Below are 21,884 nucleotides of genomic sequence, written 5' to 3'. Positions count from 1 at the left end.
ATGACCGACAAGAAGAACGTGCTTGTGTTCAGGGCGCTGCCTGAAGACCAACTCGCGCGCCTCCAGGCCGCGCACCATGTGACCGTTGCCGATCCGCGCAAGGAGCCCGAGGCTTTTGCCGCGGCGCTCGGCATCGCGAACGGGCTGATCGGTTCGAGCTACAACATCGATGCCGCGCTGCTCGATGCGGCGCCCCAGCTCAAGGTGATTTCGAGCGTGTCGGTCGGTGTCGACAACTATCCGCTGGCGGAACTGCACAAGCGCGGCATCGTGCTGTGCCACACGCCTGACGTGCTGACCGAGACGGTGGCCGATACCGTGTTCGCGATATTGATGGCGACGCAGCGCCGCGTGGTCGAGCTCTCGAACCTCGTGCGCGAAGGGCGCTGGACCAAGAACATCGGCGAAGAGTTCTTCGGCACGGACGTGCACGGCAAGACGCTGGGTATTCTCGGCTTTGGCCGCATCGGCCAGGCCGTGGCCCGGCGCGCGGCGCTCGGCTTTGGCATGCCGGTGCTCTACCACTCGCGCCGGCCCGTCGACCTGGCCGCACAGGCGCCAGAGCTGCGAGGCCGCGCAACCCATACACCGCTTGACGAACTGCTCTCGCGCTCGGACATCGTGCTGGCGATGCTGCCGCTCACCGACGCGACGCGCGGCATGATCGATGCCGGCTTCTTCGCGCGCATGAAGCCGGGGGCGTCTTTCATCAATGGCGGCCGTGGCGCGACGGTGAACGAAACCGCATTGCTGCATGCGCTCGACCACGGCACGTTGCGCGCCGCGGGCCTGGACGTGTTCGCGAAAGAGCCGCTGCCGGCCGATTCGCCGCTGCGCACGCATCCGCGTGTCACGCCGCTGCCGCACATCGGGTCGGCGACGCATGAGACGCGGCACGCGATGGCTGAGCTGGCGACGACCAATCTTCTGCAGGTCTTGGCCGGCGAGAAACCGACGGCGCCGTACGACACGGCGGGCGCATGAAGCCCCCGAGGATTTTCTCTCTCCCCCGCTGGGGGAGGGCAGGGTTGGGGGCAAGCGGCGTACCCATTGCGCGCTCTGCCTGTCCCCTTCCCAACCTTCCCCCAAAGGGGGAAGGAGCAAATCCATGAACCCGAGCGGGCGCGCCACCATCGCCGACGTCGCCGAAGCCGCAGGCGTCTCCAAAGCCACCGTCTCGCGCTTTCTCAACCACCGCGAGCGCCTCTTGAGCCGCGACATCGCAGCGCGCGTCGAAGCAGCCATCGCCAAGCTGGCCTACACCCCCAGCCCCATGGCGCAAGCACTGAGCCACGGTCGCTCGCGCCTCATCGGACTGATCGTGGCCGACATCACCAACCCGTATTCAGTCGCGGTGCTGCGCGGCGCCGAGAAGGCCTGCCAGGACGCGGGCTACCTGGTGATGCTGTTCAACCTGGGCAACGAGAGCGAACGTGAGCGCGAGGCCATCGATGCGCTTGCGGGCTACCAGGTCGACGGCTTCATTCTCAACACGCTGGGGCGCGGCAGCAACGTGGTCGATGCGGTCACGCTGCACGGCAAGCCCGCGGTGCTGGTCGACCGGCGGCATGCCGGCATGCACACCGATTTCGTCTCGCTCGACAACCATTCGGCCATGCGCGACACCTGCGGCCATCTGGTCGAAGGCGGCTACCGCGAACTGCTCTACGTGACCGAGCCGCAAAAGGGCGTGAGCTCGCGGCGCGAACGCACTGCGGCCTTCGGCGCCTGCGTGGCTGCGCACGAGCCGCGCGTGGCGGGCGAGGTGTTCGAAAGCGTCGAGGGAGAGAGCGATGCGCTGGACGAAGCCTTGCGCGCCTTGCATCGGCGCGCAAAGCGCGGGCGCCGTGCGGCGGTGGTCGCGGGCAATGCGGTGGTCACGCTGCGTGTCGCACAGGCCATGGCGCGCCTGGGGTGGCAGTTCGGGCAGGAGCTGGGCTTTGTCGGCTTCGACGACCCGGAGTGGGCTTCGCTCATCGGCCCCGGCCTGAGCACCGTGGCGCAGCCCACCGACGCCATCGGCCGCTGCGCCGCTACGTGCCTGATCGAACGGCTGCAGGGGCTGGATGTAGCAGCACGTCAGTTGCTTCTGCCGGGGCAGCTGGTGGTGCGGGGCTCGTCTCAGCCGGCATAGCAGCCGGCTCAGCAGCGGCCAGGTCCGCAACACGAACGACTCGGCTGAGTTCGACCCGCTGGGCAAGCCAGCGCTGGAAATTCCGTTCGGCTTGCAGCTTGAACTCGTTGCGCGTGCGGTTGCAGATTGCGTGGGCAAGGCGCCGGTGCTTCTGCTTGCGAACGCCGCCCAGCGTCGAGTCGTTCAAGTGCTCGATGGTGGCCGAGTCAGGCGTGCTGCGAGGCTCCGCAAAATCCATCGGCAAGCCGCACCAGTGGCAGTTGTTGCCGAAGGAAGAGCGCAGGGCCTGCACGCTCATGGCTGTGGCTGCCTGCGCTGAAACCGGTCAGCCGACTTCGGCAACCAGGTCGATCTCGACGCAGGCACCCATCGGCACCTGTGCCACGCCGAACGCGCTGCGCGCATGCGACCCCTTTTCGGCGCCGAACACTTCGGCAAACAGCTCGCTGGCGCCATTGGTCACCAGGTGCTGCTCGGTGAAGGTGCCGACGGAGTTGACCAGGCTCATGACCTTGACGATGCGCGTGATCTTGTTCAGGTCGCCCACGGCCGCATGCAGCGTGCCCAGCAGGTCGATGGCAATGGCACGCGCGGCCTGCTTGCCTTCTTCGGTGCTGATGTTGGCGCCGAGCTGTCCGGTCCAGACCTTGCCGTCTTTCTTGGCGATATGGCCGGAGAGAAAAACCAGGTTGCCGGTGCGCACAAAGGGCACATAGGCCGCGGCAGGGGCGGCGACGGGGGGCAGGGTGATGCCGAGGCTGGAAAGCTTGTCGTAAACGCTCATTGGAGATCCTTGTCCGAGGGTTGCGATTGAATTTGGGATTGTGTCTGTGATTGCGTCTGCGATTGTGACTGCGCCGCTTGCGCAGCCTGCGTGCGAAGCTCTTCGATGGGTTGCACCGTCACGCCCACCTTGAGCGTATGGCGCGCGCCGCCGTGCAGCACGCCGCGCATGGGGGACACGTCGGAATAGTCGCGGCCGATAGCGAGCGCCACATAGTCCTCACCCGGCTGGCGCCCGTTGGTGGGGTCGAACTCGGCCCAGCCGCCGGCGCTTTCGGGGCCGTCGCCATTGCCGGGCAGGTACACCGACACCCAGGCGTGCGAGGCATCGGCGCCCACCAGCCGCGGCTGGCCGGGCGGCGGCTGCGTGAGCAGGTAGCCGCTCACGTAGCGCGCGGGCAGGCCCATCATGCGAAAGCAGGCAATCATGATGTGGGCGAAGTCCTGGCACACGCCCTTGCGCTGCGCGAGCGCCTCGACCGCGGGCGTGCTGATCTCGGTGCTGTCGGCCTCGTAGGCAAAGTCGCGGTACATGCGCTCGGTGAGGTCCATCGCCACGTCGAAAGTCGGCCGTTCAGGCGCGAAGCTTGCGCGCGCGTAGGCCGCGAAGTCGTCGTGGCGGGGCACGTAGGGCGACGGAAAAACGAACTCCGAAGCCGCATCGAAGGTGGCGTCCTTGCGGTAGCGGAAACGCTCGCGAACGGCCTCCCAGGGCAGGTCGCGCGCCACGGCCGGAGAAAGCACGGGCTCGGAGGTTTCGACCACGCTTTCGGCGGTGACCACGAGGCTGTCGTGCGTGGCTTCGAGCGCAAAGAACGCGCGGGTGTTGCCGTACACGTCGGGCAGCTCGTTGCGCTGCGCGGGCTGGGGTTCTATGGCGAGCTTGTGGCTCACCAGCCGCTGCGAAGAGGTGGCCAGCGGCTTCAGGTGGGCCAGGTGCTGCGCCGTTTCGACCGGGGGCGAATACTCGTAGCGGGTTTCGTGCGTGACGTGAAGAAGCATGGGGTTCCTGCTGGGAAGCTACTTCGGCGCGCCGCCGAAATGTGCCGCGTAGATCTTGTCGTAGCTGCCGTCGGCCTTGATGTCGTCGAGGCCCTTGTTGATCCTGGCCAGGAGCTCCGCATTGCCTTTCTTGACCGCAATGCCGTATTGCTCGACCGGAAAGGCCGCATCGCTCACCGTCTTGAAGCCGCCCCCAGGGTTGTTGGCAAGGTAGTGCTCCACCACGCCGTTGTCAGCCACCACGGCCTGTACGCCGCCGGCCTCGAGCTCCTTGAGCGCGAGCGGCGTGGACTCGAAGCGCTTGATGTTGCCGCTCGACTTGCCCTGCAGCTTGCCGACCACCTCGTCGCCCGTGGTGCCGTTCTGCACGCCGACCTTCATGGTCTTGATGTCTTCGAAACTGGCCACCTGCGCATCGCGCCTGACGGCGATGAGTTGCTTGGCTTCGAAGTACGGCTTCGAAAAGTCCATGGTCTGGCGGCGCTCTCCGGTGATGGTGATCGCCGACACCAGCAGGTCGCGGTCGCCCTGGTCGAGCGCGTTGAAGATACCTTCCCACGGCGTGTTGACAAACTTCACCTCGAAGCCCGCCTTGCCAGCGATCGCCTTGACCACCTCGATGTCGAAACCGACGATCTCGCCCTTTTCGTTCTGCGACTCGAAGGGTGTGTAGGCGGCATCGGTGCCGACCACCAGAACCCGTGCCGCCGGCGGCGGAGGCGCGGCCGTACCCACGGCGGTGGGCTCCTGCTTGCCGCAGCCGGCCAGCGCAAGAGCGGCAAGTCCGGCGGCGATCCAGGCGATGCGGCGGTTGGCAAGCATGTGGCGGCCTCCAGGGGAAAGAGCGTGTTCAGGCGCCGACCGAACGCAGCGATTCCGACGTGAGCGTGAAATAGCGCGTGCCGATGGCGTCGGACACATGGTAGGCCGCGGTTTCGCAGTTGGCGAGAAGCTGCACCAACGCAGGGTAGTCGGCATCGGCTCCGGAGGCGCACAGGTGCTCGAGCGTCCAGCTTGCGGGGTCTGGCAGTTCGTAAGACAGGGCGGTGAGCTTGCCGGGTGCGCTGCCCGCAAGGCGCGCAATGCGCCCGCGCAGCGTTTGCGTGACCCACGCCAGCGACCGGGGATTCTCGGCATCGAGCACCAGCAAATCGACCAGCGTGGCCACGTCGCGCCGCTGCTGGTAGCGCGCGTGAAAGGTAATGGTGCTGTCGAACAGTGCCACCATGGCCTCGAAGCCGCTCACCTCGTGCACGGCGCCGTTCTCGAAGCCGGCCTCCAGCGCATTCGACAGAAAGCCCAGCCGCTCGATGTGGCGGCCGATCGACAGCAGGCGCCAGGCGTCGTCGCGCGTCATGCGGTCGGTCTGTGCGCCGGTCATGGCGGCCAGCGCGGTGCTTGCGGATTCGAGCGCGCGCAATGCGGCGCCGGTGGCAAAGCTGCCTTCGCCGGCCTGCTCGGCGGCGCGCCGCAAGAACTCGGCCTCGGCGCGCACGATCTGGTTCCAGTTGTCCTGCGAGAGGCGCTCGCGCACCGCCGCGGCGGCCTGCCGGATGCAGCGCAGGCTGAAGCCGACGCTGCCGCCGCGCTCCACGTCGCCGAGCTCGGCAATCAGCGCGCGCTCGAACACGCGGCGCGACTGCGGCGCACTGGGCACGCCGGCCGGCACCAATGCATTGCGCAGGGCCATGCGATGCAGCCAATCGAGCAGCGTACGCGACGACTGGTCTTCGCTGCCCAGGAGGTTGAGCGTGAGGCGCGCGAGCCGCACCGCGTTTTCCGCCCGCTCGGTGTAGCGGCCGAGCCAGAACATGTTCTCGGCCGCGCGGCTGGTAACCGGCGCGCGGTGCCGCGCGAGCGAGGCCGGCGTGGCATGCGGCTGCAGCAGCGTGGTGCGGTCGACCTCGCCGTGCGTTTGCACCCACACGTCGGCGCTGCTGCCGCCGCGCTGCATGGAGGCGATCTGCGCATCGCGGCCCGCGAGCCGTGCCAGCCCGCCGGGCAGCACGCGCCACGACTGCGCGCCATCGCTCACGGCAAAAACGCGCAGCAGCACCGCGCGTGGCGCAATGTGGCCCGGGCCCAGGTCATTGGCCCACGTGGGCATTTGCGACAGCGGAAGGTAGCTCTGGATGGTGTGGGCTTCGCCGTCGCGCACGATGCGGCCGGCCCATTCGTCGAGTTGGCGCCGGCTCAGTTCGCTGCCGAGCACCGCGTCGAAGCTGGTCTGCCCGTCGAATCCGGGGTAGGTCGGCTTGATGGCGCATTCGCCCAGCTGCGGCAGCACCGCCTCGAGCGCGGCACGCTCGCCGCACCACCACGTTGGCAGCGCTGGCAGCTTGAGCTTTTCGCCGATCAGGCGGCGCGCGAGGCCCGGCAAGAAGCCCAGCAGCGCGGGGGATTCGAGAAACGCCGAACCGGGCATGTTGGCCACCAGCACGTTGCCGGCCCGAATGGCTTGCAGCAGGCCGGGCACGCCGAGTGTGGAATCCGGCCGCAGTTCGAGCGGATCGAGGAACTGGTCGTCCAGCCGCTTGATGAGCCCATGCACCGGTCGCAGGCCCTGCAGTGTCTTGAGATAGAGCCGCTGGTCGCGCACCGTGAGGTCGCTCCCCTCGACCAGTGTCACGCCGAGATAGCGCGCAAGGTATGCGTGCTCGAAGTAGGTCTCGTTGTAGGGGCCGGGCGTGAGCAGCGCGATATGGGGCGGCACGCCGGCCGGGCACATGCGCTGCAGGCCGTCCATCATGGCGCTGTAGGTGGCGGCCAGGCGCTGCACCTGCAGGGCCTCGAAGGCCTGCGGAAACTGGCGCGTAATGGCAAGCCGGTTTTCGAGCAGATAGCCCAGGCCCGAAGGCGCCTGCGTGCGCTGCGACACCACCCACCAGTTGCCATCGGGTCCACGGGCGAGATCGAAGGCCGCAATGTGCAGCCAGGTGTCGCCCGGCGGCTTCACGCCGTGCAGGGCGCGCAGGTAGCCGGGGTGCCCGCGCACGAGTGCCGGGGGCAAGAGGCCTTCGCTCAGCAGTTGCTGCGGGCCGTAGACGTCGGCCATGACGCGGTCGAGCACGCGCACGCGCTGCAGCACGCCGGCTTCGATCTGGTTCCAGCTTTCGGGCGAGACGATCAGCGGAAACAAGTCGAGCGACCAGGGGCGCTGCGGGCCATCGGCGTCGGCATAGACGTTGTAGGTAACGCCGTTGTCGCGGATCTGCCGCTCCAGGTTGACCGCCCGCCGCGGCAGGTCGCCAAAACCGCCCGGGCCGAGCTGCTCGAAGAATGCGTTCCAGGCCGGCGTGAGGGGCGGCTTCTCGTTGGAAGGCTGCGGTTGCTGGACAACCTGGGTCTGTGTCTGCGTCTGGGATTGGGCCTGCGACGGGTTCGGCAGGGGCGCGGGGCGCTCGGCCGCCGCATCGTAGAGCGTGGGTGGCGTGGCCAGCGCCGGGGCTGCGCCGGTGACCTGGCGCGGCGGCGCGGCGGACGTGGCTTGGCCGCGCAGTTCGTCGAAGTGGCCGGGCAGGGCGGCCGGGGCGAGCGCCGACGCCAGGGCGGCTGGAAATTCCAGCGCCTGGGCGTCGAACAGGGATTCGTTCAAAGGTTCCACAGGGGATGGATTGTCACATCGCCGTCACCGGGTGAGGTGGCGGGCGATGTGCTAAATGTCCCCTTGCGTGCCTTTAAGGCCTTTCACCGCCGCAAATCGAGGGTGAACGGGAATTCGCGGCTGCCCGCGAGCTCGATGGTGGCCGGCGGCGTGCGCATCAGGCCGGGCGTATGGCCCATGCGCGCAAAGCGCGACATGCGCCGGCTTTCCGCCTCATAGGCGTTCACAGGCAGGGTGTCGTAGTTGCGCCCGCCCGGGTGGGCCACGTAATACTGGCAGCCGCCCAGTGAGCGCTTCATCCAGGTGTCGACGATGTCGAAGGTGAGCGGCGCGTGGGCGCCAATGCTCGGATGCAGCGCCGAAGGCGGGTTCCAGGCCTTGTAGCGCACGCCCGCCACAAACTCGCCCACGGTGCCGGTCGGCTGCAGCGGCAGCACCTTGCCGTTGACGGTGATCACGTGGCGGCTTTCGTTCAGGCCCGTTACGCGCACCTCGATGCGTTCGAGCGACGAATCGACATAGCGCACCGTGCCGCCGGCCGAGCCCTCTTCGCCCATCACGTGCCACGGCTCGAGCGCGTTGCGCAGCGAAAGCTCCACGCCCATGGCTTGCACCTGGCCCACCAGCGGAAAGCGGAACTCGAAATGCGGCGCGAACCAGTCGATGTCGAACGCGAAACCGGCCTGGCGCATTTCGCTGATCACGTCGTCGAAATCCATCTTGACGAAGGTCGGCAGCAGGAAGCGGTCGTGCAGCTCGGTGCCCCAGCGCGTGACGGGCGCCTTGTAGGGCTCGTCCCAGAAGCGCGCCACCAGGGCGCGGATCAGCAACTGCTGCGCAATGCTCATGCGCGCATGCGGCGGCATTTCGAAGGCGCGCAGTTCGAGCAGGCCGAGACGGCCGGTGCTCGAGTCGGGCGAATAGAGCTTGTCGATGCAGAACTCGCTTCTGTGCGTGTTGCCCGACACGTCGATCAGGATGTTGCGCAGCGTGCGGTCGACCAGCCAGGCCGGCATGTTCTGGCCGTGGATCTCGCGGTTCCGCGCAATTTCCTTCAGGGCGATTTCGAGCTCGTAGACCTGGTCATTGCGCGCTTCGTCCACGCGCGGCGCCTGGCTCGTCGGGCCGATGAACATGCCCGAGAACAGGTAGCTCAGCGACGGATGGTTGTGCCAGTAGAGCAGCAGGCTGGCCAGCAGCTCGGGGCGCCGCAGGAAGGGGCTGTCGGCCGGCGTGGCGCCGCCCATCACAAAGTGGTTGCCGCCGCCGGTGCCCGTATGGCGGCCGTCGGTCATGAATTTTTCGGCCGACAGGCGGGTTTCGAACGCGGCGTTGTAGAGAAACTCGGTGTGGTCGACCAGTTCCTTCCAGCTGTGGGCCGGATGGATGTTGACTTCGATCACGCCCGGGTCGGGAGTGACGGCCAGCATTTTCAGGCGCGGATCGCGCGGCGGCGGATAGCCTTCCATCACGATGCGCATGCCGAGCTGCTCGGCCGTGGCTTCGACGGCCGCGACCAGGTCGAGATAGTCTTCCAGGCGCGCCAGCGGCGGCATGAAGACGTACAGCACGCCCGAGGCGCTGCCCTTTTTCTCGGCCGCCGGGCCGTTGGCGCGGCGCGGATCGCGCACCTCGACGCACAGCGCGGTGCGCGTGACCCAGTGGGCCGATTCGCCGCGCAAGGGCTGGCGGGTGGCCGGATTCGCAGAGCGGTCTGCGGTTTCGGCCGCCGCATCGCCCTTCGCCCCATCGCCGGTCGTGGTTGCGCTGGCGCCGGGCGACTGCATGCGCAAGGCGGCGGGCACCGCGGGCGGGGCACCGAAGTCATAGGGCACGGCGCCAAGGTCGGCGCCCGTTGCACCGCCCGCAGGCACCGCGTAACGCGCGCGGTAGTCGGCCGAAGTCGGCAACGCGGCGCGCGGTGCGGTCGGGTCGCGCTCGACCAGGTAAGGGTAGTCGCCCTTGCTGGCCCAGGGCTGCGAGTCGAGCGGCAGCCGGTAGCCCATGGGCGAATCGCCCGGAATCAGGTAAAGCCGGTCGTCGCGCAGGAACCAGGGGCCGGTTTTCCAGCCCGGGCCTGCAAGTGCGGGCGCATCGGCATCGGCGTTGCCCGGTTCGAGCGGCAGCATGTAGCCGATGACCGCGTCGAGCTTTTGCGTGAACACGCGGCGCAGGCGAACGCGCTCGAGCTCGTCGTCGAGCTTCGATTCGAACGGGTCGACGTTCACCGGCAACCTGCGTTCGCGCCACAGGTAGTAGTAGACGTCTTCATAGCCGGGCTGGACGTAGCGCTCGGTAATGCCGAGCTTGTGCGCCAGCACGGTGGTGAAGCGGCGTGCGTCTTCGCTCGTGTAGTGCGTGGGCACGCGCTCGTCGGCAAAGAGCTCGGGGTTGTGCCAGAGCGTCTGGCCGTCGGCGCGCCAGAAGATCGACAGCGCCCAGCGCGGCAACTGCTCGCCGGGGTACCACTTGCCCTGGCCGAAGTGGAGAAAGCCGCCCTGGCCGTATTCGGCGCGCAGCCTGTGGACGAGCTCGGTGGCGTAGCCGCGCTTCGTGGGGCCGAGCGCATCGGTGTTCCATTCGGGCGCGTCGCGGTCGCTGGTGGCCACGTAGGTCGGCTCGCCGCCCATGGTGAGCCGCACGTCGCCGGCTTTCAGGCGCGCATCCACCGCATCGCCGAGCGCGAGCACTTCGGCCCATTGCTCTTCGGTATAGGGCTTGGTGACGCGCGGCGATTCATAGATGCGCGTGACCTTCATCTCGTGGCCGAACTCGACCTCCGACTCGTCGACGCCGCCCTCGATGGGCGCTGCGCTCGAGGGCGTGGGCGTGCAGGCGAGCGGAATGTGGCCTTCGCCGGCCATAAGGCCCGAGGTGGCGTCCAGGCCGACCCAGCCCGCGCCCGGCAGGAACACTTCGCACCAGGCGTGCAGGTCGGTGAAGTCGACCGTGGTGCCGCTCGGGCCGTCGAGCGCCTTCACGTCGGGGGTCAGCTGGATCAGGTAGCCCGAGACGAAACGCGCCGCCAGGCCGCAATGGCGCAGCAGCTGCACCAGCAGCCAGCCCGAGTCGCGGCACGAACCGCTGCCGTTGGTGAGCGTTTCTTCCGGCGTCTGCACGCCGGGCTCCATGCGGATCAGGTAGTTGACGTCTTTCTGGACCTGCTGGTTGAGGCCGACCAGGAAGTCGATGGTGCGCTGTTCCTTGCGGTCGATCTTGTCGAGGTAGGCCGAAACGAGCGGCGTGGCTTCTTCGGTGACCAGGTAGGGCGCGAGTTCTTCGGCCTGCGAGGCGGTGTACTTGAACGGAAAGTTCTCGGCCTGCGGCTCGAGGAAGAAGTCGAACGGGTTGTAGACCGCCATCTCGACCACCAGGTCGACCGTGACCTTGAACTCGCGCGTCTTTTCGGGAAACACGAGCCGCGCCTGGTAGTTGGCGAACGGGTCCTGCATCCAGTTGACGAAGTGCTCGGCCGGCTCGACCTTGAGCGAATACGAGATGACGTTGCTGCGGCAGTGCGGCGCGGGACGCAAGCGCACGACCTGCGGGCCCAACTGCACCAGGCGGTCGTATTTGTAGTGGGTGACGTGGTGGAGTGCGGCGTGAATGGACATGCGTTTGTGTGCAGTACTGCGAGATTGCATCGAAAAGATGTCTCTTGTGAGACGCATACTAGCCCAGATACCAAGCAATTAACGCGCCATTGAGCGTGGGTCCGGGGAGGGCTTGCAGCATGTGTTCAGGAGTTTGCCGTTGACGCCGGCGCGGGCGTCTGGCGGCGTCGCGGCCGGATCGTGGGCCTTTGCCGCGCTGGGCGGAACCTTGGTCGGCGCGGCATTGCAGCTGCATCAGGCAACGTTGTGGAGCGCGGCGGCTTACGCCGCCTTGTTCTTCGCAGGCTTGGCGGGGTTGGCCGTGCTCTCCAGGCGGCGATCGTCCTATTTGCCGATGCTCGTTGCGCTGGCTTGCGGCGCCTTCACAGGCGGCGGCCTTGCAGGATGGCGGGCGGTTGACTACTCGGGCGGCGCCCTGGACACGGCGCTCGAAGGTCGCGATCTTCAGGTGGCCGGCGTGGTGGCGCAAATGCCGCAGCACAACGAAGGCGGCACGCGTTTCCAGCTCGACGTCGAATCTGTCCGATGGGCCGATGCGGGCGCTGAAACTCCGGTTCGTGTACCGGCGCGAATCGCGCTTGGCTGGTATCACGACGACACCAGCCGGTGGGGACGCGCTTCGCAAGCGAGTCCAGCCGTGCCGAAAGGTGACGCAGCCCCGCTGCATGCGGGCGAGCGCTGGCGCCTCACGGTGCGGCTGAAGGCCCCGCACGGCAACCTCAACCCGCATGGTTTCGACAACGAGCTGTGGATGTGGGAGCAGGGCGTGCGCGCCAGCGGCTATGTGCGAACGGGCGCCCACGATGCCGCGCCGGTACTTCTTCAATCCACATGGCTGCATCCGCTTGAGCGTGCGCGCGAGGCAGTGCGCGATGCGGTGTTCCAGCGCGTGGCCGACGCGCGGCAGGCAGGCGTGATTGCCGCGCTTGTCACCGGCGACCAGGGTGCCATCGACCGCAGCGACTGGGACATTTTCCGCGCCACCGGCGTGGCGCACCTGATGTCGATCTCGGGCCTGCACATCACCATGTTCGCCTGGCTCGCCGCGCACGCGGTAGGGGCCGCGTGGCGGCGCAGCGTGCGGCTCATGCTGCGCTTTCCCGCGCAGCAAGCTGCACTCGTCGGCGGCGTGCTGCTGGCCGGGCTCTATGCGCTTTTCAGCGGCTGGGGCGTGCCCTCGCAGCGCACGGTCTGGATGCTGGCCACCGTGGCGCTGCTGCGGCTCACCGGCCGGCGTTGGCCCTGGCCGCACGTCTGGCTGCTGATCGCGGCGGTCGTGGTGGCTATCGATCCTTGGGCGCTGATGCAGGCGGGCTTCTGGCTCAGTTTCGTCGCGGTCGGCGTCTTGTTCACCACCGGCTTCATGAAGCCTGCCGACGAGAAGACGGGGGCAGCGGCCAGGCTGCTGGCGTTTGCTCGCGAGCAATGGGTGATTACGTTGGCGCTCACCCCGTTGGGCCTGCTGCTCTTTCAGCAGGTGTCGGTGGTCGGCCTGCTGGCCAATGCGGTTGCAATTCCGTGGGTAACGCTCGTGATCACGCCGCTGGCCATGCTGGGTGCCGCGGTGCCGCCTCTATGGGACCTTGCCGCGTGGGCCGTGCAGGCGCTGGCTGTGCTGCTGAAGTGGCTTGCCGCCTTGCCATATGCCACGCTGTCGATGGCTGCTCCCCCAGTGTGGATGGCCGGTTTTGGCGTGGCGGGCGGCGTGCTGCTGGCCATGCGCCTGCCGTGGTCGCTGCGTTTGCTCGGCTTGCCGCTCCTGCTGCCGGTGCTGCTCTGGCAGGCGCCCCGGCCTCCCGCCGGACAGTTCGAGCTGCTTGCGGCGGACATCGGGCAGGGGAACGCGGTTCTCGTGCGCACGGCAACGCACAGCCTGCTGTACGACGCGGGGCCGCGCTACAGCCTGGAGAGCGACGCCGGCCACCGCGTGCTGGTGCCCTTGCTGCGGGCCCTGGGCGAACGGCTGGACATGCTTGTGCTGAGCCACCGCGACAGCGACCACACCGGCGGCGCGGCCGCGGTGCTTGCGATGCAGCCACAGGCCGAAGTCCTGAGTTCGATCGAAGCGACCCATCCGCTGCAGGCTGTCCGGCCGAACAGGCGTTGCGAAGCGGGCCAGCGCTGGACCTGGGACGGGGTGGATTTCGAAATTCTTCATCCCGCGCCGGCCGACTATCTTTCCTTCACCAAGCCCAACGCCATTTCATGCGTGCTGCGCATCGCGAACGGACGGGCCACGGCGCTGCTGGCCGGCGACATCGAACGCCTGCAAGAGGCTGCGCTGGTCGTGCGAACCCTGGAGCTTCGCGCGGACGTGCTGCTCGCGCCGCATCACGGCAGCAAGACCTCGTCGAGCGCGGCACTGCTCGAAGCGGTGCGCCCGCGCATTGCGCTGGTTCAGGCGGGCTACCGCAACCGCTTCGGCCATCCGGCCCGAGAAGTGGTCGAGCGCTATGCCGCCCATGGCGTGCGGCTCGTCGAAAACGTGTCTTGCGGCGCAGCGCTGTGGCGCAGCCAGGCGCCTGAAGAGGTTGGCTGCGAAAGAGAGCGCAACGCCCGTTATTGGCATCACCGCCTGCCCTGAAAAGCGGCTGATAGGGCGGAATCCGCGCCAACATAGGGCTTTCACTGGCCTCGAACTTGCTAAGCTATGGCTCAAGGAGATTGGTCGTTCCATGCACAAATTCGATGAGATGTATGAGCAGTTGCCCTATGCGGGGTCTGCAATCAGGCAGCACTACAAGCGCTACGACCAATGGCTTGCAAAGCAGCCCGGCGAGGTCATGCGGGCGCGGCGCGAAGAGGCGGAAATGATCTTCCGCCGGGTCGGCATCACCTTTGCGGTGTACGGCGCCAAGGACGAAGACGGTTCGGGCACCGAGCGGCTCATTCCGTTCGACCTGCTGCCGCGCATCATTCCCGCCCACGAGTGGGAGAGCATGGAAAAAGGGCTGGTGCAGCGCGTGACGGCGCTCAACCGCTTCTTGCATGACGTGTATCACGACCAGGAAATCATCAAGGCCGGCATCATTCCGGCCGAGCAGATCCTGAACAACGCGCAGTTCCGCCCCGAGATGATGGGTGTGAACGTGCCGCACAACGTCTACTCCAACATCTCGGGCATCGACATCGTCCGCGCGCCCGACGCACAGGGCAACGGCGAGTACTACGTGCTCGAAGACAACCTGCGCGTGCCCAGCGGCGTGAGCTACATGCTCGAAAACCGCAAGATGATGATGCGGCTCTTTCCCGAGCTGTTCAACCAGAACCGCATTGCGCCCGTCGCGCATTACCCCGACCTGCTGCTCGAAACGCTGCGCGCCAGCGCGCCGCCCGCCACGGCGGAACCCACCGTGGTCGTGCTGACACCGGGCATGTACAACAGCGCCTACTTCGAGCACGCCTTCCTGGCCCAGCAGATGGGCGTGGAGCTGGTCGAGGGGCAAGACCTCTTCGTGAGGGACGACTTCGTCTACATGCGAACCACGCGCGGGCCGAAGCGCGTGGACGTGATCTACCGCCGCGTCGACGACGATTTTCTGGACCCCGAGGTGTTCCGCCCCACGTCCACGCTGGGTTGCGCAGGCCTGATGCGCGCGTACCGCGAGGGCAACGTCGTCATCTGCAATGCGGTGGGTACGGGCGTGGCCGACGACAAGTCGATCTACCCCTACGTGCCCAAGATGGTCGAGTTCTACCTCGGCGAGCAGCCGATCCTGAAGAACGTGCCCACCTACATGTGCCGCAACAAGGACGAGCTGCAATACACGCTCGACAACATGAAGGACCTGGTCGTCAAGGAGGTGCACGGCGCCGGCGGCTACGGCATGCTGATCGGCCCGGCCGCCACGGTGGCCGAGATCGAGGAGTTCAAGAAGGCCGTGATCGCCAAGCCCGACGGCTACATCGCCCAGCCCACGCTGAGCCTTTCCACCTCGCCCACCTTCGTGGATGCCGGCATTGCGCCGCGCCACATCGACCTGCGCCCCTTCGTGCTCTCGGGCAAGGAAGTGCAGATGGTGCCCGGCGGCCTCACGCGCGTGGCGCTCAAGGAGGGTTCGCTGGTGGTCAATTCGTCGCAGGGCGGCGGCACCAAGGACACCTGGATCCTCGAGGCGGACCGCGGCGCCAAGCCCAAGGCGGGGCAATCGCAAAGCCAATCGCAGTCGGCCTGAGCGCAGCAGGCAAGCAAGCAAAGCAAGGAATCAGGAGAACAAGAATGCTGTCACGCACTGCCGATCACCTCTACTGGATGTCGCGCTACACAGAGCGCGCGGAAAACACCGCGCGCATGCTCGACGTCAACTACCAGACCTCGCTCCTGCCCCAGTCGGCCGAAGTGGCCAAGTACGGCTGGCAAGGCGTGCTTTCCATCAGCGAGTTGCTGCCGTCGTACAACAAGAAGTACGAGCAGATCACGCCCAACGAGGTGATGGAGTTCATGGTCAAGGACGAGAGCAATCCGTCTTCGATCGTCTCCTGCCTGAAGGCGGCGCGCGAAAACGCACGCGCGGTTCGCGGTGCGCTCACCACCGAGGCGTGGGAAACGCAAAACACCACCTGGCTCGAAGTGAATCGCATGCTGCGCGCAGGAGATTTCGAGCGCGATCCGGCGCAGTTCTTCGAATGGGTCAAGTTCCGCTCGCACCTGTCGCGCGGCGTCACGCTCGGCACCATGCTGCAGGACGAGGCCTTTTACTTCTCGCGCCTGGGCACTTTCCTGGAGCGCGCCGACAACACCGCGCGGCTGGTGGACGTGAAGTTCCACGCCCTCAACAGCGAGTTCTTCGGCACCGCTACCGAGGAAGACCAGGAGTACGACTTCTATCACTGGAGCGCCATTCTGCGCAGCGTCTCCGCCTTCGAGGTGTACCGCAAGGTGTACCGCGACGTGATCAAGCCTGAGCGCGTGGCCGAGCTGCTCATTCTTCGCGCCGACATGCCGCGTTCACTGCACGCGAGCCTGGTCGAGGTGGTGAACAACCTTGCCAAGGTGCAGAACGAGCAGAGCGCCGAAACCCAGCGCCGCGCCGGCAAGCTGCTGGCCGACCTGCAATACGCGCGGGTCGACGAAATCCTGGCGACCGGGCTGCACGCCTACCTCACGCAGTTTCTCGACCGGGTGAACGAGTTGGGCGGCCGGATCAGCCAGGACTTTTTGGTTCCGGCGCACTGAGCACGGCGAACGCGTGCGGCTAGTCGCCCATTCGCCGCGTGCCTTCTCGATCGAAGGCTTTCTCGAGCCAGAGGAGTGCGAAGAGCTGATCGCGCTTGCCGAGCGCGAAGGCTTCGCCTCGGCCGGCGTGCGCACCGCGGACGGGCCGAAGGCCATGCCGGCCATCCGCAACAACGAACGTGCGATGCTGCCTTCGGCGCACTGGGTTGCGCTGCTATGGGCGCGGCTCGGAACAGTCTCGCTGCCCGAAGTCGCCGGACATGTGGCGCGGGGGCTGCCGAGGGACCTGCGCTTCTACAAATACTCGCCCGGCCAGCGCTTCAAGATGCACAAGGACGGGCCGTGGCATGAGGACGGGCTTACGAGCCAACTCACGCTGTTGGTCTACCTGAACGACGGCTTCACGGGCGGTGACACCGACTTTCGCGAGTTCCGCGTGAGGCCCGAAGCCGGCGCCGCGTTGCTTTTCATTCACGACACTTGGCATGAAGGTGCGGCGATCGAAGAGGGCACGAAGTACGTGTTGCGCTCCGACGTGATGTACGGCCCCGGCGCCTGAGCGCGGGCGAGGCGATGCTCAGTTCGCCGTTGCCTGCCGCACCGCGCGCTCCCAGCGCGCCATCGATTCCTCGGCCTGCGCCCGGCCCATGGTGGGCATGAAGCGGCGCTCCACTTTCCACAGTTTCGACAACTGGCGTGCATCGCTGTACACGCCGGTCGACAGGCCTGCGAGGTAGGCTGCGCCCAGTGCCGTGGTCTCGATCACTTCGGGCCGTACCACGGGAATGCCGAGCAGGTCGGCCTGGAACTGCATCAGCAGGTCGTTCACGCTGGCGCCGCCGTCCACACGCAGTTCGGCCACGGGCGTGCCGCCGGCAGCGACCGCATCGCGGCTCATGGCCTGCAGCAGTGCGGCGCTCTGGTAGGCGATGCTTTCGAGCGCGGCCCGCGCAATGTGCGCCACAGTGGTTCCGCGCGTCAGGCCGGTGATGGTGCCGCGCGCATCGGCGTCCCAGTAGGGCGCGCCCAGGCCGGTGAAGGCCGGCACCATCATCACGCCGCCCGCGTCGGGCACGCTTTCGGCAAGCGACTGCACTTCGGCGCTGCCCTTGATGGCCTTGAGCCCGTCGCGCAGCCACTGCACCACGGCGCCGCCGACGAAGACGCTGCCCTCCATGGCGTACTGCGGCGTGGCGTCTGTCTGCGCGGCGCTGGTGACGAGCAGGCCGTTGTGGGAGGGCTGGAATGCCGCGCCCGTGTGCATGAGCAGGAAGCAGCCGGTACCGTAGGTGTTCTTGGCCATGCCGGCCGTAAAGCAGGCCTGGCCGAACAGGGCGCTCTGCTGGTCGCCGGCCACGCCGCCGATGGGCAGGGCGCGGCCGAGCAGCGCGGCGTCGGTGTCTGCAAAGTGGGAGCTCGACGGTTGCACCTTGGGCATGAGTGCGGCGGGAATGTCGAGCGCCTTGAGCAGGTCGGCATCCCATTCATTGCTGTGCACGTTGAAGAGCATCGTGCGCGAGGCGTTGCTCACATCGGTCACATGCACCTTGCCGCCGGTAAGCTGCCACATGAGCCAGCTGTCGACGGTGCCAAAGGCGAGTTCACCGCGCTCGGCCTGCGCGCGTGCGCCGGGTACGTTGTCCAGCAGCCAGCGCAGCTTGGTGCCCGAAAAATACGCATCGATGACCAGCCCGGTTTTCTCCTGGATGGTGCCTGTCATGCCGTCTTCGCGCAGCTTGGCGCACAACGGCTCGGCGCGCCGGTCTTGCCACACGATGGCGTGGTGCACGGGCTGGCCGGTCTTGCGGTTCCACAGCACGGTAGTTTCGCGCTGGTTGGTAATGCCGATGGCATGAATGTCAGAAGGCTGGAGCTTGGCCTTGACCAGCACTTCGCGCGCGGTGGCCAGCTGGCTGCGCCAGATTTCCATCGGGTCGTGTTCTACCCAGCCGGGCTGAGGGTAAATTTGTGTGAGCTCTTTCTGTGCGATGGCAACGATGTGGCCTTCGCGGTCGAACACGATACTGCGGGAGCTGGAGGTGCCCTGGTCGAGTGCTAGCAAGTAGGTCATGGCTTGGATGTTCCTTCGAGTCTGGTCATGCGACTTGTGTTCTTGGCGCTGTCGTTTTCGCGCCGTTGTTCCAGGGCGTGTGCAAAGGCCACCGGGTACTCCCCTCCGCGAATGTCCCCCGGGGCTGCGCCCCTCCTCGAGGAGGCCGCAGGCCGGGGGACATTCGCGGAGAAAGGTACCCCGTCGGCGGGTGCGCCGCCCTGAAACAAGCAGCGCTAAAACGAACGATCACCCCGGCTGAGCAATCAAAGCCAGCGCATCCGAAATCGACTTGCTGTCCTCCGGCCGCACCAGCTTCGCGACCTCCTTGCCGTCGCGCATGAACACCAGCGTGGGCCACAGCCGCACGTTGAACGAGCGCCCCAGCGGACGGCCGCTGCCGTCCTCGACCTTGATGCGGGGGATATCCGGATACTTGGCAAAAGCTTCTGCGATATTGGGTTGCGCGGCCTTGCAGATGCCGCACCAATTGGTACCGAACTCGACCACCGCGGGGCCCTTCAGGGCGTCGATCTCAGCGCGGGCCGGTTGCTCGGTCTTGTATTCGGAAGTCATGGCGATCTGGCTCCTTTCTTGGGTTGCTTGGCCCATTGCACCAAAATTTTGCGGGCTTGTTCGCGGCAGGGGCTTGGTTTTTTCGGCCTGCTTTTTCAGGCGGGCTGCATGCCATGCGAGGCAAGCAGCGCGGGCAGGTCCCGCATGTCGCTGAACACCTGCAGCGCGCCGACACTGCGCAGCGCCTCGGGTCCGCTGTGGCCTGATTCGCCGGTGCTGTAGCCGAACACCGTGGCGCCCGCCGCCACGCCGGCCATGGCGCCTGTGACGGTGTCTTCGACCACCGCGCAGCGCTTCGGATCGACGCCCAGAGCCTCGGCGGCGGCAAGGTACACCTCAGGGTGCGGCTTGGAACGCGGCATTTCGTGGCCGCTGAAGATACGGCCCTGAAAGCAATCCAGCAGCCCCACCTTCGCCAGTTGAAGCTCGACCTTGTGGCGGTCGGCACCCGAAGCGCAGGCGATGCGGCCCTTGAGCCGTGCATGAATATCGCGGATGGCCGCCGGAGCGTGGGGAATGGCGGTCAGCTCGCGTTCAAGAGCTTCGTTGCGGCGAGCCCTGAACGCCCTGAGCCACTCTTCGGTAATCCGGACGCCGGTCTTGGATTCGATGAGGTCCGTTTCGTCCTTCACGGCCTTGCCGGTGAAGGTGTTCATCGACTCTTCGGTGGTGAGATGCCACCCGAGCTCGCCGAGCATTTCGGCAAGTACGCGGTTGGTGATGGGTTCGGAGTCGACGAGAACGCCGTCGCAGTCGAAGAGGACTGCGGCGAAGGGAAATGGGGTCATTGCACTGGAAGGGGTTCGGGGATAGCCCCTCATGGTAGCAACGACCCCAGGCGCGCTCAGGCCACGGGCCGTATCGGGATGTAGATCTCCCCGCCGCCCGCCATGAACTCCTTCGACTTTTCCTCCATGCCCTCGGCCATGGCTTCGGCCTCCGCCACGCCCTTCCTGGCGGCGTATTCGCGCACTTCCTGCGTGATCTTCATCGAGCAGAACTTGGGCCCGCACATCGAACAGAAATGCGCCACCTTGCTCGAATCCTTGGGCAGCGTCTCGTCGTGGAATTCGCGTGCCGTGTCGGGGTCGAGCCCCAGGTTGAACTGGTCTTGCCAGCGGAACTCGAAGCGCGCCTTGCTCAGCGCATCGTCTCGCGAACGTGCCCCCGGGTGCCCCTTGGCCACATCAGCCGCATGCGCGGCGATCTTGTACGCAATGATTCCCTGCTTCACGTCGTCGCGGTCGGGCAGGCCCAGGTGCTCCTTCGGCGTCACGTAGCACAGCATCGCGGTGCCGGCCCAGCCGATCATCGCGGCGCCGATGGCGCTGGAGATGTGGTCGTAACCGGGGGCGATGTCGATCGTCAGAGGGCCGAGCGTGTAGAACGGCGCCTCGTGGCAGTGCTTGAGCTGCTCGTCCATGTTGGCCTGGATCATGTGCATCGGCACATGGCCCGGCCCTTCGATCATGGTCTGCACATCGTGCTTCCAGGCGACTTGCGTCAGCTCGCCCAGTGTTCGCAGTTCGGCAAACTGCGCTTCGTCGTTCGCATCTGCACCCGAGCCCGGGCGCAAGCCGTCGCCGAGCGAAAAGCTCACGTCGTACGCCTTCATGATGTCGCAGATGTCCTCGAAGCGCTCGTAGAGAAAACTCTCCTTGTGGTGCGCGATGCACCACTTGGCCATGATCGAACCGCCGCGCGAGACGATGCCCGTCATGCGGTCGGCGGTCAGGTGAATGAACGGCAGCCGCAGGCCCGCATGAATGGTGAAGTAGTCGACGCCCTGCTCGGCCTGCTCGATCAGCGTGTCGCGGTAGATCTCCCATGTGAGGTCTTCGGCCACGCCGCCCACCTTTTCGAGCGCCTGGTAGATCGGCACCGTGCCGATCGGCACCGGCGAGTTGCGCACGATCCAGTCGCGTGTGGTGTGGATGTTCTTGCCGGTCGAAAGATCCATGACGTTGTCGGCGCCCCAGCGAATCGCCCACACCAGCTTTTCCACTTCTTCCTCGATGCTCGAAGTGACGGCCGAGTTGCCGATGTTGGCGTTGATCTTCACCTTGAAGTTGCGGCCGATGGCCATCGGCTCGACTTCGGGATGGTTGATGTTCGCCGGAATGATCGCGCGGCCGCGCGCCACTTCGTCGCGCACGAACTCGGGCGTGATGATGCGCGGAATGCTCGCGCCCATCGGGTTGCCGGCCACGCGCTTGGCGCGCTCCTCGTTGGCCAGGTACTCGGCCATCCACTCGCGCTTGCCGTTCTCGCGCAGTGCCACGTACTCCATCTCGGGGGTGACGATGCCGCGGCGGGCATAGTGCATTTGCGTCACGTTGGCGCCGGACTTGGCGCGGCGCGGCGTGCGCTGCAGGGCCGACGCGCCGGCGCGCAGTTCGGCCAGGCGCTGGGCGTCGCGGTCCTCGTTCTTGGCGCCGTCGTCCAGCGCGTGGTGGGTGCGGCCCTCGTAGCTTTCGGTGTCGTTTCGCTCGATCACCCATGCACCGCGCACGTCGGGCAGGCCGCGGCGCACGTCGATCTCTACCTTGGCGTCGGTGTAGGGGCCCGAAGTGTCGTAGAGCGAAACGGTCTCGCCGTTGGTCAGCAGAACGTCGCGCACCGGGACGTTCAAGTCGGGCCGGCTGCCCGGAATCAGGCACTTGTGCGAGGCGGGAAACGGCTCGCGCGTGAGCGAGAGCAGGGAGGTGAACTTGTCGGGGGCATTCATGCGGGGCACTCCTTGTTGAGGGAAAGGTGCTCCGCAATCGCTCTGAGGACTTTGGGCCGCCACGGTGGGTGGGTGGGTGGCGGGACCGGAGTCAGGGAGTGCAGCTCTTCTTACGCCGGTATGACCCGGATCAAGTTCGCGGGTCGGCAACTTTGCCATCTCAGCACGCCACATGCGTGCACCCCGGAGCGAGGCCGATTGTGCGAGCCCCGGCCCG

General features: G+C 66.7%; 15 protein-coding genes and 1 riboswitch. Of the genes, 6 read left to right on the top strand and 9 right to left on the bottom strand.

Going from position 1 to position 21,884, the window contains the following annotated elements; all coding sequences use genetic code 11:
* Positions 1-984, top strand: a complete 984-nt coding sequence (locus QHG62_RS15825) for a 2-hydroxyacid dehydrogenase (RefSeq protein WP_281146579.1) — start codon at positions 1-3, stop codon at positions 982-984.
* Positions 985-1,108: 124 nt separating this feature from the next.
* Entirely contained in the window at positions 1,109-2,134 is a 1,026-nt protein-coding gene (locus QHG62_RS15820) for a LacI family DNA-binding transcriptional regulator (RefSeq protein ID WP_126749009.1), read from the top strand.
* A gap of 325 nt (positions 2,135-2,459) precedes the next feature.
* On the opposite strand, the gene QHG62_RS15815 is transcribed toward QHG62_RS15820, so the two are convergent.
* The 5 genes from QHG62_RS15815 to QHG62_RS15795 form a co-directional block, all read right to left on the bottom strand.
* On the bottom strand, positions 2,460-2,918 hold the full coding sequence (locus QHG62_RS15815) for a RidA family protein (protein ID WP_281146578.1): 459 nt from the start codon (positions 2,916-2,918) through the stop codon (positions 2,460-2,462).
* Positions 2,915-3,919 carry a transglutaminase family protein gene (locus tag QHG62_RS15810; protein ID WP_281146577.1) on the bottom strand — a complete coding sequence of 335 codons (1,005 nt, stop codon included), beginning with the start codon at positions 3,917-3,919 and terminating at the stop codon, positions 2,915-2,917. Before QHG62_RS15810 ends, QHG62_RS15815 begins: the two co-directional genes overlap by 4 nt.
* A gap of 18 nt (positions 3,920-3,937) precedes the next feature.
* Positions 3,938-4,741 carry a basic amino acid ABC transporter substrate-binding protein gene (locus QHG62_RS15805; protein ID WP_281146576.1) on the bottom strand — a complete coding sequence of 268 codons (804 nt, stop codon included), beginning with the start codon at positions 4,739-4,741 and terminating at the stop codon, positions 3,938-3,940.
* 28 nt (positions 4,742-4,769) lie between these two features.
* Positions 4,770-7,523, bottom strand: a complete 2,754-nt coding sequence (locus tag QHG62_RS15800; protein ID WP_281146575.1) for a circularly permuted type 2 ATP-grasp protein — start codon at positions 7,521-7,523, stop codon at positions 4,770-4,772.
* A gap of 83 nt (positions 7,524-7,606) precedes the next feature.
* Positions 7,607-11,137, bottom strand: a complete 3,531-nt coding sequence (locus tag QHG62_RS15795; protein ID WP_281146574.1) for a DUF2126 domain-containing protein — start codon at positions 11,135-11,137, stop codon at positions 7,607-7,609.
* Positions 11,138-11,276: 139 nt separating this feature from the next.
* On the opposite strand from QHG62_RS15795, the gene QHG62_RS15790 reads away from it, so the two are divergent.
* The 4 genes from QHG62_RS15790 to QHG62_RS15775 all read left to right on the top strand — a co-directional run bounded on the left by QHG62_RS15790 (position 11,277) and on the right by QHG62_RS15775 (position 16,872).
* The gene (locus QHG62_RS15790) at positions 11,277-13,721 is read left to right on the top strand and encodes a DNA internalization-related competence protein ComEC/Rec2 (RefSeq protein ID WP_281146573.1); all 2,445 of its coding nucleotides are present in this window, start codon (positions 11,277-11,279) and stop codon (positions 13,719-13,721) included.
* A gap of 91 nt (positions 13,722-13,812) precedes the next feature.
* Positions 13,813-15,312 carry a circularly permuted type 2 ATP-grasp protein gene (locus tag QHG62_RS15785; RefSeq protein WP_258508487.1) on the top strand — a complete coding sequence of 500 codons (1,500 nt, stop codon included), beginning with the start codon at positions 13,813-13,815 and terminating at the stop codon, positions 15,310-15,312.
* A 44-nt stretch (positions 15,313-15,356) separates the two neighbouring features.
* Positions 15,357-16,313 (top strand): alpha-E domain-containing protein, encoded by a 957-nt coding sequence (locus QHG62_RS15780; RefSeq protein ID WP_157614652.1) that lies wholly within the window; start codon positions 15,357-15,359, stop codon positions 16,311-16,313.
* A gap of 13 nt (positions 16,314-16,326) precedes the next feature.
* Positions 16,327-16,872, top strand: a complete 546-nt coding sequence (locus QHG62_RS15775; RefSeq protein ID WP_281146572.1) for a prolyl hydroxylase family protein — start codon at positions 16,327-16,329, stop codon at positions 16,870-16,872.
* An 18-nt stretch (positions 16,873-16,890) separates the two neighbouring features.
* On the opposite strand, the gene glpK is transcribed toward QHG62_RS15775, so the two are convergent.
* The 4 genes from glpK to thiC all read right to left on the bottom strand — a co-directional run bounded on the left by glpK (position 16,891) and on the right by thiC (position 21,667).
* Complete coding sequence (gene glpK, locus QHG62_RS15770) at positions 16,891-18,384, bottom strand: glycerol kinase GlpK (protein ID WP_281146571.1); 1,494 nt, start codon at positions 18,382-18,384, stop codon at positions 16,891-16,893.
* 228 nt (positions 18,385-18,612) lie between these two features.
* A complete protein-coding gene (locus tag QHG62_RS15765; RefSeq protein ID WP_281151671.1) occupies positions 18,613-18,939 on the bottom strand; it encodes a thioredoxin family protein in 327 nt (108 codons plus the stop codon).
* A 95-nt stretch (positions 18,940-19,034) separates the two neighbouring features.
* Entirely contained in the window at positions 19,035-19,727 is a 693-nt protein-coding gene (locus QHG62_RS15760) for an HAD family hydrolase (protein ID WP_281146570.1), read from the bottom strand.
* Between the two features lie 56 nt (positions 19,728-19,783).
* A complete protein-coding gene (gene thiC, locus QHG62_RS15755) occupies positions 19,784-21,667 on the bottom strand; it encodes a phosphomethylpyrimidine synthase ThiC (RefSeq protein ID WP_281146569.1) in 1,884 nt (627 codons plus the stop codon).
* A 90-nt stretch (positions 21,668-21,757) separates the two neighbouring features.
* A riboswitch (TPP riboswitch) is annotated at positions 21,758-21,863 on the bottom strand.
* Positions 21,864-21,884: the final 21 nt, after the last annotated feature.

It is taken from the genome of Variovorax paradoxus (assembly GCF_029919115.1).
GTDB classification, from domain to species: domain Bacteria; phylum Pseudomonadota; class Gammaproteobacteria; order Burkholderiales; family Burkholderiaceae_C; genus Variovorax; species Variovorax paradoxus_O.
This window is presented reverse-complemented; position numbering and strand designations above follow the sequence as displayed.

Excerpts from the sequence above, each read along its gene's own strand:
- QHG62_RS15780 (WP_157614652.1), top strand. The coding sequence starts at position 15,357 with ATGCTGTCACGCACTGCCGATCACCTCTACTGGATGTCGCGCTACACA.
- QHG62_RS15825 (WP_281146579.1), top strand. The coding sequence starts at position 1 with ATGACCGACAAGAAGAACGTGCTTGTGTTCAGGGCGCTGCCTGAAGAC.
- QHG62_RS15760 (WP_281146570.1), bottom strand. The coding sequence starts at position 19,727 with ATGACCCCATTTCCCTTCGCCGCAGTCCTCTTCGACTGCGACGGCGTT.
- QHG62_RS15765 (WP_281151671.1), bottom strand. The coding sequence starts at position 18,939 with ATGACTTCCGAATACAAGACCGAGCAACCGGCCCGCGCTGAGATCGAC.
- QHG62_RS15815 (WP_281146578.1), bottom strand. The coding sequence starts at position 2,918 with ATGAGCGTTTACGACAAGCTTTCCAGCCTCGGCATCACCCTGCCCCCC.
- QHG62_RS15785 (WP_258508487.1), top strand. The coding sequence starts at position 13,813 with ATGCACAAATTCGATGAGATGTATGAGCAGTTGCCCTATGCGGGGTCT.
- QHG62_RS15795 (WP_281146574.1), bottom strand. The coding sequence starts at position 11,137 with ATGTCCATTCACGCCGCACTCCACCACGTCACCCACTACAAATACGAC.
- QHG62_RS15810 (WP_281146577.1), bottom strand. The coding sequence starts at position 3,919 with ATGCTTCTTCACGTCACGCACGAAACCCGCTACGAGTATTCGCCCCCG.
- glpK (WP_281146571.1), bottom strand. The coding sequence starts at position 18,384 with ATGACCTACTTGCTAGCACTCGACCAGGGCACCTCCAGCTCCCGCAGT.
- thiC (WP_281146569.1), bottom strand. The coding sequence starts at position 21,667 with ATGAATGCCCCCGACAAGTTCACCTCCCTGCTCTCGCTCACGCGCGAG.
- QHG62_RS15805 (WP_281146576.1), bottom strand. The coding sequence starts at position 4,741 with ATGCTTGCCAACCGCCGCATCGCCTGGATCGCCGCCGGACTTGCCGCT.
- QHG62_RS15820 (WP_126749009.1), top strand. The coding sequence starts at position 1,109 with ATGAACCCGAGCGGGCGCGCCACCATCGCCGACGTCGCCGAAGCCGCA.